A 12,993-nucleotide genomic window follows, 5' to 3' on the forward strand; every position below is an offset into this window, starting at 1 on the left:
TCCTCCTTGGACTGGCCTCCAGCATCAAGCTTGCCACGTTGGTAAGGTCAATAGCCCAGGCTGGCGCGCTTCAACTCCAGGCCCTGGTGACCCGTGGCAATGCGGTACTTGCTGATTTGTCCGGCTTGCAGGTTCAGGCGGGTGCTGCGTTGGTCCTCGATCCCTGGGGCGCAGCCGGGTGTCTGCCCTGGCAGCAGGCGCAGGCGGACGTCCACGGGCCCTGGCGGCAGGTTGAACGAGGTCGACTGTTCCTGGAACAGGCGGCCGGCCAACTGGTCGTTGAGGTAGATGCCGATCTCGCAACTGCTGGCCACTTCCAGGCGCTCCCGGGAAATGACCAATACGCTGTAGTCCGAGTTGCCTTCGGCGCTGGCCGGTGGCACCACCGCCAGTGCGCCTAGCAGCCCGACCAGGCCCAATGCTGCCCTGAACATGAAGAATCTCCTGCTTGCCGAATCGTCAAAGGCGCAGCTTGGCCGAGCCGCACGCGGATTTCCACCCCGGCCGTTTCGGGCAGAACTTGACCTTGCCATGATGGCAAGCCTGAAACTGCGGCAAACCCTGAAGGAGGTAGGACCGATGCAAGTGTTCAATGTGCAAGGCATGACCTGCGGCCACTGCGTGAAGGCGGTGACCCGCGCGGTACAGGACCTGGACGCGGCAGCCCAGGTGGAGGTGGACCTGGCGGGCAAGCAGGTACGGGTACAGAGCCAGGTGGCGGGTGAGCGGATCCTGGCGGCGATTCGCGAGCAAGGGTACCAGGCTGAAGTGGCCTGAAACCGCCTTTCGATGTTTGACAGCGTTAAGCCGGTATTTGGGGCTGCGAAGCGGCCCCAGATGGCTACAAAACTGCTCTCGATGTTCTCTGCCACCCCAGCGCGGCCCATGGGACTGGGCGATCTCTCCAGTAACTGTTACAAAGGTTTTCATACCGGTGCTGCCTGCAGCAGGTAGACTTACCCACTTGCTTAGCCTGCTATGGATTCCTGATGAACCTGCGAATTGTGCTGATCCTGGGCGCCCTCAGTGCGTTCGGGCCATTGGCGATCGACTTCTATCTGCCCGCCTTCCCGGCCATGGCGCAAGCCTTCGCCACCGACGAGAAACATGTCCAGACCACCCTGGCCGCCTATTTCCTCGGCCTGTCCCTCGGCCAACTGGCCTATGGCCCGGTGGCCGACCGCTTCGGCCGGCGCAAGCCGCTCATGTTCGGCATCACGCTCTTCACCCTGGCCTCGCTGGCCTGCGCCTATGCGCCGAACCTCGACACCCTGATCCTGGCGCGCTTCGTCCAGGCCCTGGGCGGCTGCGCCGGGATGGTCCTGTCGCGGGCGATCGTCAGCGACAAGTGCGACGCGGTGGCTTCGGCCAAGGTGTTCTCGCAACTGATGCTGGTGATGGGCCTGGCGCCGATCCTCGCGCCGATGCTGGGCGGGGTGCTGGTCAACCTCGCGGGCTGGCAATCGATCTTCCTCGCCCTGGGCCTGTTCAGCGCCGCCTGCTTGCTGGCGGTCAGCCTGGGCCTGCCGGAGAGCCTGGCGCCGGACATGCCGCGCCAGCCGCTGTCGGGGGCGTTGCGCCAGTACCTGCGGCTGCTGGGCGACCGGGTGTTCATGGGCCATGCGCTGACCGGGGGCATCGCCATCGCCGGCATGTTCGCCTACATCGCCGGTTCGCCGTTCGTGTTCATCAAGCTGTATGGCGTGCCCCCCGAGCACTACGGCTGGCTGTTCGGCACCAATGCCGCGGGTTTCATCCTCGTCGCCCAGGTCAATGCGCGCCTGCTGGCCAAGCGTGGTCCGGCCTTCCTGTTGGGGCGGGCCGTGTGGCTGTACCTGGGGGCGGGGTTGGTGCTGCTGGGCATGGCGGCATGGCGGCCGGCGCAGTTGTGGCCATTGTTGGTGCCGCTGTTCGCGTGCATCGCCAGCCTGGGCTGCATCATCCCCAATGCCTCGGCGTGCGCCATGAGTGGGCAGGGCGCACGGGCCGGCAGTGCCTCGGCGCTGATGGGGTGCGTGCAGTTCAGCGTCGCCGCGGGCGCGGCGGCGCTGGTGAGCCTGCTGCACGATGGCAGCGCGGTGCCGATGGCCTTGGTGATCAGCCTGTGCGGTGCGCTGGTGGTCAGTGTCGCGATGCTGACTCGGCGCTTGCAGGCCAGGCGTCCGGCGTGAGTGGGTGAGGCGCCTGCAGGCGGGTTTCCAGCGTGGCGACGAAGGCACGCGCCTGCGCTTCGCTGCGAAAACTCACCACATGTTGGTCGAGGCGTACCTGCCATGGACAGTTGGGGTTGCGGTTCGACGCACTGACGACAATTTTCATCGCGGCCTACCTCCACTGGGTGAGAGCGGATGAAGTGTAGCGCCGCCGCTTGTGCTTGCCATGACCGGCGTGGGATCTCCTGACTGACGGTCGTGGCCTCGGGCCGGTCGGCTGCCCAGTGGGGCTGCATGTGGACGCTTCGCTTTTGTTTGCCGTACTTGATGAAGCGCGTTGTCGGCATTGTTCCAGGGCATGCTTGCCCGAGCTTGCTCCCGCCAGCGTCGAACGCTCGCTACCGTGGGCTGCCAGGCTTTCTTCCGGGCAACGCGGCCTCGGCGAATCTGCGTCTGCTGGTGGGTAGAGGGTCGGGATACCCTGCGGTTTTGTGCCGTGAGCTGCCAGGTCGCGTCGCCGGCGCGCGACTTATACTGGCTGCTGCGGTCAGTGCCAGCGAGAGACACTTCCCTGCCAGGGAGCGGCAAGCGATGACTGCCCTTGCAGGTGGGCCGGCATGCCGCACGGCCGTTTCGCTGCCATGGCTGGCCACTGGAACAAGACGTGACCTTGCAGGGAGTTACAGGGATATGAAAGCAGTCAGCAGTATCAGCCAGGTCGCCGGCCTGATGGCCGACCCGAAACGCAGCGCCATGTTGTGGGCGCTGATCGATGGCATTCCCCGTCCTACCGACGAGTTGGCCGACATGACTGGGCTGACCGCCTCGTCTGCCTGTGCGCACCTGTCGTTGCTGTCGTCGGCCGGCTTGCTCAAGCTCGAGGCGCGGGGGCGCAAACGCTATTTCCGCCTGGCCTCGCCGGCCGTCGGTGCGGCGGTGGAGGCTCTGGCCAGCCTGCAACTGAAGGACAACGGATCGCAGCCTGGGCAGGCGGCGCCGCTGCAAGTGCCCCTGTCGATGCGCCGGGCGCGCCGCTGCGGTGCTCACCTGGGCGGCGAGCTGGCGAGCGATCTCTACCAGCGGCTGGTCGCGGCCGGTTGGCTGGAAGGGAGCGACCTGCAACCGCGGATCAGCCTGGAAGGGCGTACGCAGCTGGCGGCCATCGGCGTCTACACCGAGGCGTTGGCCTCGCCGCAGCAGGGCGAGTGCACCATCTGCCGTTGCAGCGAATGGAGCGACCAGGGCCCGCACCTGGGGGGCAGCCTGGGGCAGGCGCTGCTCAGGCTGTTCCTGCAGTCAGGCTGGATACGCGAACAGGAGGGCTCCCGGCTGTTGCAGATTTCAGCGCTGGGCATCCAGTGCATCAACCGTATCGCCCACGTGCCAGCGTTGCAGGTCGGATAGCCGTACCCGCAACGCCGGGCAGGTCTCAGGCCAGGCGGGCATCCAGGCTGTTCTGTGCCAAGCGCCGGGCCTGGTCTTCGGTCATCCCCAGGTGGATGTGCAGGGCATGGAAGTTCTCGGTGACATAGCCGCCGAAGTAGGCCGGGTCATCGGAGTTGACCGTGACCTTGACGCCACGCTCGAGCATTTCGAGGATGTTGTGCTGGCCCATGTGCTCGAACACACAGAGCTTGGTGTTCGACAACGGGCAGACGGTCAGGGGGATCTGCTCGTCGATGATGCGTTGCATCAGGCGTTCGTCCTCGATGGCGCGCACGCCGTGGTCGATACGCTTGATCTTCAGCAGGTCGAGGGCTTCCCAGATGTACTCGGGTGGGCCTTCTTCGCCAGCGTGCGCGACGGCCTGGAAGCCTTCGGCGCGGGCGCGTTCGAAGACGCGCTGGAACTTGCTCGGCGGGTGGCCTTGCTCGGAGCTGTCCAGGCCCACGGCGATGAAGGCATCGCGAAATGGCAGCGCCTGGTCGAGGGTCTTGTGTGCCTCCTCTTCGCTCAGGTGGCGCAGGAAGCTCAGGATCAGCCCGCTGCTGATGCCCAGTTGTTCATGGCCATCCCTGAGGGCCTGGCGGATGCCGCCTAACACCACCTCGAAGGGGATGCCCCGGTCGGTGTGGGTCTGCGGATCGAAGAAGGGTTCGGTGTGCACCACGTTCTGTGCTTTGCAGCGTTGCAGGTAGGCCCAGGTCAGGTCGTAGAAGTCCTGCTCGGTGCGCAGGACATCGGCGCCTTGGTAGTAGAGGTCGAGGAACTCCTGCAGGTTGTTGAAGGCATAGGCGCTGCGCAGGGTTTCCACGTCGGCCCAGGGCAGGGCGATCTTGTTGCGTTCGGCCAGGGCGAACAGCAGCTCCGGCTCCAGCGAGCCCTCCAGGTGCATGTGCAGTTCCGCCTTGGGCAAGGCGTTGAGCCAGTCATACATGTGTGTAGTCTCGATCAGGTACGGTTGCCGTCATTCTACAGGGCTGGAGCCGATGCTGTTCAGTCGAGGCCTTGGGGCTGCCTTGCAGCCCATCGCCGGCTAGCCGGCGATGGGGGCGTACAACGGCCCGTGAAGTCAACCGGCGATCAGGCGGGCCGCTGCCTGGCGGTGATCGGCGATCAGGCCCTGTACATCCAGCCCTTCGATCTGCCCGTCGATGACGCGCCACTGGCCACCGACCATGACCCGATCGGCCTGGTCGGCGCCGCACAGCAGCAGGGCCGAGAGTGGGTCGTGGCTGCCAGAGAAGCGCAGTTCGTCGAGCTTGAACAGGGCGAGGTCGGCCTGCTTGCCCACCGCCAGTTCGCCGATGTCGTCGCGGCCCAGCAGGCGTGCCGAGCCACGGGTGGCCCAGCCCAGGGCGCGTTGCGGGGTGATCTGTTCGGCGCCATAGCGCAGGCGCTGCAGGTACAGGGCCTGGCGCGCCTCGAGGATCATGTTCGAGGCGTCGTTGGAGGCCGAGCCATCGACGCCGAGGCCAACGGGTGCGCCAGCCGCTTCCAGGTCGACGGTCGGGCAGATGCCCGAGGCCAGGCGCATGTTCGAGCTCGGGCAATGGCAGATACCGGTGCCGGCAGCGCCGAGGCGGGCGATTTCCTCGGCGTTGAAGTGGATGCCATGGGCCAGCCAGGTGCGTGGGCCGAGCCAGCCGACGCTGTCCAGGTAGTCGACGGTGCGCAGGCCGAAGCGTTGCAGGCAGAAGTCCTCTTCATCGAGGGTTTCGGCCAGGTGGGTGTGCAGGCGCACATCCAGTTCTTCGGCGAGGGCCGCGCTGGCACGCATGATTTCGGGAGTGACCGAGAATGGCGAGCAGGGTGCCAGGGCGATCTGGATGCGCGCGCCGTCACCCCGTTCGTGGTAACTGTGGATAAGTCGCTGGCTGTCGGCCAGGATCACTTCGCCCTGTTGCACCGTCTGTTGCGGCGGCAGGCCGCCATCGGCCTCGCCCAGGCTCATGGAGCCGCGGGTCAGCATGGCGCGCATGCCCAGCTTGCGCACGGCCTCGACCTGCACGTCGATGGCATTGTCCAGGCCCTGGGGGAACAGGTAGTGATGGTCGGCGGCGGTGGTGCAGCCCGACAGCAGCAGCTCCGCCAGGGCCACCTGGCTGGCCAGTGCCAGCTTGGCCGGGGTGAGGCGTGCCCAGACTGGGTAGAGGGTCTTCAACCAGGGGAACAGCGGTTGGTTGACCACCGGCGCCCAGGCGCGGGTGAGGGTCTGGTAGAAGTGGTGGTGGGTGTTGATCAGGCCGGGCAGGACCACGTGCTCGCGGGCGTCGAAGACCTGTTCGCACGGCAGGCTGGGGCTTTCGCCGAGGGCCAGGAGTTGGGTGATACGGCCGTCTTCGATGACCAGGCCGCTGCGGGCGTCGGCATCGTTGGCGGTGAAGATGGCAAGCGGGGATTTCAACCAGATACGGGTCGCAGGCATGGTGCCGGCTCCTCTGAAGGTGGGTTCAGGTTAGCCAGCTCAGTGTTGCCCTGTCTGCTGATCCAGGTCCGCCGTGTGGGCGAGGCATCGAGTCTACTGCCTCGCCACGCGGCTTTCAATTCACCAGATGAGGGCCTCGCCCTTGTAGTTGATGAAGCGCAGGCCGCCATTGCCGCTTTGTGCCTTGATCTGCTCGAGCATGCCTTGGGTGCTGGTCAGCACGTCGATCTCGGCATTCTCGCCGCCCATGTCGGTCTTGACCCAACCTGGGTGCATCGCCAGCACGCAGAGGTCGGGGCGCTGCAGTTCGACCACGAAGCTGTTGATCATCGAGTTGAGGGCCGCCTTGCTGGCCTTGTACAGGCAGATCTCGCCGCCGTCGGGGATGGTCACGCTGCCCAGGATCGAGCTCATGAAGGCCAGCACGCCGGAGCCTTCGCGGACTTGCCCGACCAGGCGCCGGGCGACGCGGATCGGCGCCACGGCATTGGTCATGAACAAGTCGCCCACCTCCTTGGGCTGGACGGTTTCCAGGTTCTGTGGCAGTGGGCCCATGACACCGGCGTTGACGAACAGCAGGTCGAACACTTCCCCTTGCAGGCGCTGGCGCAAGGCGTCCAGTTGGGCACCGTCGTTCATTTCCAGGGTCTCGATGCGCACACCGGGGAGGGTGCGCAGGTCATCGGCCTTATGCGGGTCGCGGACGGTGGCGATGACGTTCCAGCCATCCTCGTGCAGGCGTCGTACCAGGCCCAGCCCCAGCCCACGGGAGGCGCCGATGATCAGGGCAGTCTTGTTTGCGGGCATCTCGATACTCCTTGAGCAGGTTCAGGAAGGGTCTTGGAGCATACTCCAGGTATTGTCCTGTCGCCTTCATGGCATGGGACGAAGACATTCGCCGGAACCGAACAAAAAATGACCAATGCGCCCCGAGGCCGACGCCGTCGGGCTCCGGCCGGGTGGTTCACGGCTTATCCACAAGCTGCTCCACAGTATCTGTGTGCAAGCGGGAGCGCTGTCGAATGCTGGCGGCAGAGGGGGCACGGGCGCCGAAACTGGGGATAACTCATTGATTCGGGATCGCTTGCCCGGCTGTCACATGCCTGTGATCAAAATATGCTCAACACCCTGCAGGCCTTGGGGGTAAAGGCTTGCAACAGAATGCCCCAAGCTTATCCACAGGCAGGCCCACAGTAGTTGTGGGAAACGTCAGCACGCTTCAAGGTGGATCCGACCACGACTGAGGTCGGCCAGTTGTTGTTGCAGCCTCTCCAGGTGTGCTTCGCCGAGCGCCAGGTGCAGGTCCACCCCGTTGGCCGTGAATTGCTCGTCCAGCACCAGACCGTCGGCTTCCGCCAGACGCAGCTTGAGCAGCGCCAGCTCGCTGAAGCTGCAACTGCAGCGGTATTCGCTGCGCTGCACCAGTACCCGCTTGGGCGCCTGCTGCAGGCATTTGTTGGCGCCGCCGCCGTAGGCGCGGGCCAGGCCACCGGTACCGAGCTGGATGCCGCCGTACCAGCGGATCACCAGCACCACCACCTGGTCGCAGTCCTGGGCCTCGATGGCGGCGAGGATCGGCCGGCCGGCGGTGCCGCCGGGCTCGCCGTCGTCGCTGCTGCGGTACTGCGCGCCGAGCTTCCAGGCCCAGCAGTTATGGGTTGCCGCCAGGTCGCTGTGGCGTTCGATGAAGGCCATCGCCTCGGCTGCGCTGGTGATCGGGGCGGCGAGGGTGATGAAGCGGCTCTTGCGGATTTCCTCGCGGAATTCGCAGAGCTCGAGCAGGGTAGAAGGCATAGGTCCGGTTCAGGCGGGCGGAGTGATGCCGCAGCCTTTGAGAATGATGTGGATAAGGTTGTTGCTGGCGTCTTCCATGTCCTGCTTGGTCAGGCGGCTGCGGCCGGTGACCTGGCAGATCTGGGTGGCGAAGTCGGCATAGTGCTGGGTGCTGCCCCAGAGCAGGAAGATCAGGTGCACGGGGTCGACCGGGTCCATCTTGCCGGCATCGATCCAGGCCTGGAACACCGCGGCACGGCCACGGAACCATTCGCGGTAGTCGGCGCTGAAGTATTCGCTCAGGCACTGCCCGCCGCTGATCACTTCCATGGCGAAGATCCGCGAGGCTTGTGGGTTGCGCCGGGAGAACTCCATCTTGGTGCGGATGTACTGGCTCAGCGCCTGGGCTGGATCGTCCTCGACGCTCAGGGCGTTGAAGGTACTGTCCCACAGCTCGATGATGTTGCTGAGCACGGCGATGTACAGGCCCAGCTTGTTGGTGAAGTAGTAGTGCAGGTTGGCCTTTGGCAAGCCTGCCTTCAGGGCGATGGTGTTCATGCTGGTGCCCTTGAAACCGTGGCGGGCGAACTCGTCTTCGGCGGCCTGGATGATGGCCTGTTCGTTCTTCTGGCGGATGCGGCCGGCGGGCTTGCCGGAGGCGGAGGGACGATGCGCAGGGACTTCAAGGGTCATGGACGATTCCGTACGGGTCTGTGGCAACGGATGTCGGACAGATTACCTTCCTGTGCCGAAGTGACAAGCATTGGCGTCAGCGACAGGCATCAGCGTGTCGCTGCCAGGCTATCCAGGAAGCTTTCCAGCACCAGGTTCGGCCGTCGTCCCTTGCGCGTCACCCAGCTCAGGCTCAGGTCGTAGAAACGCTCGCTGGGTTTCAGGGCTCGCAGGCGGCCCTGCTGGACCCAGAACGTGGCGTAGTGGTCGGGCAGGTAGCCGATGTAGCGCCCGGTGAGGATGAGAAAGGCCATGCCCTCGCGGTCCGAGGCGCTGGCGGTGCAACGCAGGGCCTGGTAGTGCGCCTGGATGTCGGCGGGCAGGCGGAAGGTCGGGGCGATGGCCTCCTGGCTGTTGAGCCGGTCGTCGTCGATCTGCTGGTCGTCGGCATAGAACAGCGGGTGGCCGACCGCGCAGTAGAGCAGCGAGCGCTCGCTGTACAACGGTTGGTATTCCAGGCCCGAGAGCGGGCTGGTCTGGGGCACTACGCCGACATGCAGGCTGCCGTCGAGCACACCTTGCTCGACCTGGCTGGGGGCGATCATGCGGATCTGGATGCGCACGTCCGGGCCACGGTCCTTGAGCTCGGCCAGGGCATGGGTGATGCGCATGTGCGGCAGGGTCACCAGGTTGTCGGTCAGGCCGATGTTCAGCTCGCCGCGCAGGTGCTGGTGCAGGCCGTTGACCTCGGTGCGGAAGGTCTCCAGGGCGCTGAGCAGTTGCAGGGCCGAGTGGTACACCTCGCGGCCTTCCTCGGTCAGTGAGAAGCCGGCGCGCCCCCGTTGGCACAGGCGCAGGCCGAGGCGCTGCTCCAGGTCGTTCATCTGCTGGCTGATGGCCGAGCGGCCGATTCCGAGGACGTTCTCCGCAGCCGAGAACCCCCCGCACTCGACCACACTGCGGTAGATCTTCAGCAGGCGGATGTCGAAGTCGCTGACCTGGGCCAGGGGATCGGGACGTCGGCTCATAAGTTTAGTCTTCTACTAACTGAAGATTAGAAATGTTGGGTTTTTCAGACTTTATCCCCGTGACAACTTAGCTGCAACAACATCCATCGTTGCCTAATCGTCTTCCGAGGAACCGCCGATGAACATGCCCGAAACCGCTTCCGCCGGTATCGCCAGCCAGCTCAAGCTGGATGCCCACTGGATGCCCTACACCGCCAACCGTAACTTCCAGCGTGACCCCCGCATGATCGTGGCGGCCGAAGGCAGCTATTTGGTCGATGACAAGGGCCGCAAGATCTTCGACGCCCTGTCCGGCTTGTGGACCTGCGGTGCCGGGCATACCCGCAAGGAAATCTCCGAGGCCGTGGCGCGCCAGGTCAGCGTGCTGGATTACTCGCCGGCCTTCCAGTTCGGCCATCCGCTGTCGTTCCAACTGGCCGAGAAGATCGCCGATCTGACTCCGGGCGACCTCAACCATGTGTTCTTCACCAACTCCGGCTCCGAGTGCGCCGATACCGCGCTGAAGATGGTGCGCGCCTACTGGCGCCTGAAAGGCCAGGCCACCAAGACCAAGATCATCGGCCGTGCCCGTGGCTACCACGGGGTGAATATCGCCGGTACCAGCCTGGGTGGCGTCAATGGCAACCGTAAGCTGTTCGGTCAGTTGCTGGACGTCGATCACCTGCCGCACACCCTGCTGCCGGGCAATGCCTTCACCAAAGGCATGCCGGAGGAGGGCGGCATCGCCCTGGCCGACGAAATGCTCAAGCTGATCGAGCTGCATGATGCTTCGAACATCGCCGCGGTGATCGTCGAGCCCCTGGCCGGCTCGGCCGGTGTGTTGCCGCCGCCGAAGGGCTACCTCAAGCGCCTGCGCGAGATCTGCAGCCAGCACAACATCCTGCTGATCTTCGACGAAGTCATCACCGGCTTCGGCCGCATGGGGGCCATGACTGGCTCGGAAGCTTTCGGTGTGACGCCGGACCTGATGTGCATCGCCAAGCAGGTCACCAACGGCGCCATCCCCATGGGCGCGGTGATCGCCAGCAGCGAGATCTACCAGACCTTCATGAACCAGCCGACGCCGGAATACGCCGTGGAATTCCCCCATGGCTACACCTACTCGGCCCACCCTGTGGCCTGCGCCGCCGGTATCGCCGCGCTGGACCTGCTGCAGAAGGAGAACCTGGTGCAGTCGGCCGCCGAGCTGGCGCCGCACTTCGAGAAGGTGCTGCACGGCATCAAGGGCACCAAGAACGTCATCGACATCCGCAACTACGGCCTGGCTGGTGCCATCCAGATCGCTGCGCGTGACGGCGATGCCATCGTGCGTCCGTACGAGGCTGCGATGAAGCTGTGGCAGGCGGGCTTCTATGTCCGCTTCGGTGGCGACACCCTGCAGTTCGGCCCGACCTTCAATACCCAGCCGCAGGAACTGGACCGCCTGTTCGACGCGGTGGGCGAAGCCCTGAACCAGATCGACTGATCTTTTCCGACTCTGACGGCAGGCGCACACCCACGCGCCTGCATCAACCTTCTTTACTTGGAGTTCTGCATGAGCATCGTTCAGCACCTGATCAACGGCGAGCTGGTTTCCAAGGGCGAGCGCACCGCCGATGTCTTCAACCCAGCCACTGGCGAGAGCACCCGCAAGGTCGAGCTGGCCAGCCGCGCCACCATCCAGGCGGCCATCGATTCTGCCAAGGCCGCTTTCCCTGCCTGGCGCAACACCCCGCCGGCCAAACGTGCCCAGGTGATGTTCCGCTTCAAGCAACTGCTGGAGCAGAACGAGGCGCGTATCTCGCAGATGATCAGCGAGGAGCACGGCAAGACCTTGGAAGACGCCGCCGGTGAGCTCAAGCGCGGTATCGAGAACGTCGAGTTCGCCTGTGCAGCGCCAGAACTGCTCAAGGGTGAGTACAGCCGCAATGTCGGCCCGAACATCGATGCTTGGTCGGACTTCCAGCCGCTGGGTATCGTCGCCGGCATCACCCCGTTCAACTTCCCGGCCATGGTGCCGCTGTGGATGTACCCGCTGGCCATCGCCTGCGGTAACGCCTTCATCCTCAAGCCGTCCGAGCGTGACCCGAGCTCGACTCTGTTCATTGCCCAACTGCTGCACGAGGCTGGCCTGCCGAAGGGTATCCTCAACGTGGTCAATGGCGACAAGGAAGCGGTCGATGCACTGATCGAGGCGCCCGAGGTCAAGGCCCTGAGCTTCGTCGGCTCGACCCCGATCGCCGAATACATCTATGCCGAAGGCACCAAGCGCGGCAAGCGCGTGCAGGCCCTGGGCGGCGCGAAGAACCACGCCGTGCTGATGCCCGATGCCGACCTGGACAACGCGGTCAGCGCACTGATGGGCGCCGCCTACGGTTCGTGCGGTGAGCGTTGCATGGCCATCTCGGTGGCGGTGTGCGTAGGTGACCAGGTCGCTGATGCGCTGATCGCCAAGCTGGAGCCACAGATCAAGGCGCTGAAGATCGGTGCCGGCACGTCCTGCGGCCTGGACATGGGCCCGCTGGTGACCGCGGCGGCCCGTGACAAGGTGGTTGGCTACATCGACGACGGCGTGGCGGCTGGTGCCAAGCTGGTGGTCGACGGGCGTGGCTTGCGTGTGGCCGGTCATGAAGACGGCTACTTCGTGGGGGGCACCCTGTTCGACAACGTGACCCCAGAAATGCGCATCTATAAAGAAGAGATCTTTGGCCCGGTGCTGTGCGTGGTGCGTGTGAACAGCCTGGAAGATGCCATGCGCCTGATCAACGAGCACGAGTACGGCAACGGTACCTGCATCTTCACCCGTGACGGTGAGGCGGCGCGCCTGTTCTGCGACGAGATCGAAGTAGGCATGGTCGGCGTGAACGTGCCGCTGCCGGTGCCGGTGGCCTACCACAGCTTTGGTGGCTGGAAGCGCTCGCTGTTCGGCGACCTGCACGCCTATGGCCCGGATGGTGTGCGCTTCTATACCCGTCGCAAGGCGATCACCCAGCGTTGGCCGCAGCGCGCCAGCCATGAGGCGTCGCAGTTCGCGTTCCCAAGCCTGTAATGAAGCAGTGAAGCGGGGAGGCCAGTAGGCCTCCCCGTTTTGTTTGTGCTGTGCTCTTTATTTAAAGATTTATGAAAATAACGGTTGACGGGGTTTCGAATCCCCTTATAATGCGCCCCACTTCCGACGTAGTCGAAACGAAAAACTCTTTGATATTCAACGAGTTGAACGCTTCAGGTAGTATCGGAAGGGCTTCGGTCCTTCGATCGGCAGCGGTGCAAAAGGCAGTTGACAGCAGGCGGTAACGCTGTATGATTCGCCTCCCGCTACGAGCGATCGCAGCGAGTCAAGTGGTTGAAGTGAAACGAAAAACTTCAAAATAAACGCTTGACAGACTCTGAGGAAAGCGTAGAATGCGCGGCCTCGGTTGAGACGAAACGCTCTTGACCAAACGCTCTTTAACAATCGAATCAAGCAATTCGTGTGGGTGCTTGTGAGTACGGACTGATAGTCGCCAAGATTATCAGCATC

Annotated in this window: 13 protein-coding genes; 5 read left to right on the forward strand and 8 right to left on the reverse strand. The window is 64.4% G+C overall.

Translation table 11 applies throughout. The annotated features are described in order from the left end of the window. Positions 1–47: 47 nt before the first annotated feature. Positions 48–434, reverse strand: coding sequence for a hypothetical protein (locus tag NJF35_RS09140; RefSeq protein WP_225790902.1), 387 nt, complete (start codon positions 432–434; stop codon positions 48–50). A 145-nt stretch (positions 435–579) separates the two neighbouring features. Between NJF35_RS09140 and NJF35_RS09145 the strand changes: the two genes are divergently transcribed. Beyond that, on the forward strand, positions 580–777 hold the full coding sequence (locus tag NJF35_RS09145; RefSeq protein ID WP_225790903.1) for a cation transporter: 198 nt from the start codon (positions 580–582) through the stop codon (positions 775–777). 212 nt (positions 778–989) lie between these two features. Then, positions 990–2,171, forward strand: a complete 1,182-nt coding sequence (locus NJF35_RS09150; RefSeq protein ID WP_225790904.1) for a multidrug effflux MFS transporter — start codon at positions 990–992, stop codon at positions 2,169–2,171. Here NJF35_RS09150 and NJF35_RS09155 read toward each other — a convergent pair. Next, entirely contained in the window at positions 2,122–2,319 is a 198-nt protein-coding gene (locus tag NJF35_RS09155; RefSeq protein ID WP_225790905.1) for a hypothetical protein, read from the reverse strand. The genes NJF35_RS09150 and NJF35_RS09155 overlap by 50 nt on opposite strands. 524 nt (positions 2,320–2,843) lie before the next feature. Between NJF35_RS09155 and NJF35_RS09160 the strand changes: the two genes are divergently transcribed. Beyond that, positions 2,844–3,557, forward strand: coding sequence for an ArsR/SmtB family transcription factor (locus NJF35_RS09160; protein ID WP_253080409.1), 714 nt, complete (start codon positions 2,844–2,846; stop codon positions 3,555–3,557). Between the two features lie 25 nt (positions 3,558–3,582). Here NJF35_RS09160 and NJF35_RS09165 read toward each other — a convergent pair whose 3' ends face one another. The 6 genes from NJF35_RS09165 to NJF35_RS09190 all read right to left on the reverse strand — a co-directional run bounded on the left by NJF35_RS09165 (position 3,583) and on the right by NJF35_RS09190 (position 9,494). Next, a complete protein-coding gene (locus NJF35_RS09165; RefSeq protein ID WP_225790907.1) occupies positions 3,583–4,530 on the reverse strand; it encodes an adenosine deaminase in 948 nt (315 codons plus the stop codon). 135 nt (positions 4,531–4,665) lie between these two features. After that, positions 4,666–6,021, reverse strand: a complete 1,356-nt coding sequence (locus NJF35_RS09170) for an 8-oxoguanine deaminase (RefSeq protein ID WP_253090962.1) — start codon at positions 6,019–6,021, stop codon at positions 4,666–4,668. Between the two features lie 120 nt (positions 6,022–6,141). Further along, a complete protein-coding gene (locus NJF35_RS09175) occupies positions 6,142–6,828 on the reverse strand; it encodes an SDR family oxidoreductase (protein ID WP_225790909.1) in 687 nt (228 codons plus the stop codon). A gap of 402 nt (positions 6,829–7,230) precedes the next feature. Beyond that, entirely contained in the window at positions 7,231–7,815 is a 585-nt protein-coding gene (locus NJF35_RS09180; RefSeq protein ID WP_253080407.1) for an IMPACT family protein, read from the reverse strand. Positions 7,816–7,824: 9 nt separating this feature from the next. After that, positions 7,825–8,487 (reverse strand): TetR/AcrR family transcriptional regulator, encoded by a 663-nt coding sequence (locus NJF35_RS09185; RefSeq protein ID WP_225790911.1) that lies wholly within the window; start codon positions 8,485–8,487, stop codon positions 7,825–7,827. A gap of 89 nt (positions 8,488–8,576) precedes the next feature. Then, positions 8,577–9,494: a LysR family transcriptional regulator gene (locus tag NJF35_RS09190; RefSeq protein WP_225790912.1), complete on the reverse strand. Its 918-nt coding sequence runs from the start codon at positions 9,492–9,494 to the stop codon at positions 8,577–8,579. 118 nt (positions 9,495–9,612) lie between these two features. Here NJF35_RS09190 and NJF35_RS09195 point away from each other — a divergent pair, with 118 nt between their 5' ends. Together NJF35_RS09195 and NJF35_RS09200 are read left to right on the forward strand one after the other, a co-directional pair. Continuing rightward, the gene (locus tag NJF35_RS09195; protein ID WP_225790913.1) at positions 9,613–10,959 is read left to right on the forward strand and encodes an aspartate aminotransferase family protein; all 1,347 of its coding nucleotides are present in this window, start codon (positions 9,613–9,615) and stop codon (positions 10,957–10,959) included. A 69-nt stretch (positions 10,960–11,028) separates the two neighbouring features. After that, positions 11,029–12,522: a CoA-acylating methylmalonate-semialdehyde dehydrogenase gene (locus tag NJF35_RS09200; protein ID WP_225790914.1), complete on the forward strand. Its 1,494-nt coding sequence runs from the start codon at positions 11,029–11,031 to the stop codon at positions 12,520–12,522. Positions 12,523–12,993: the final 471 nt, after the last annotated feature.

Source organism: Pseudomonas guariconensis (genome assembly GCF_024127895.1).
GTDB lineage: Bacteria > Pseudomonadota > Gammaproteobacteria > Pseudomonadales > Pseudomonadaceae > Aquipseudomonas > Aquipseudomonas guariconensis_B.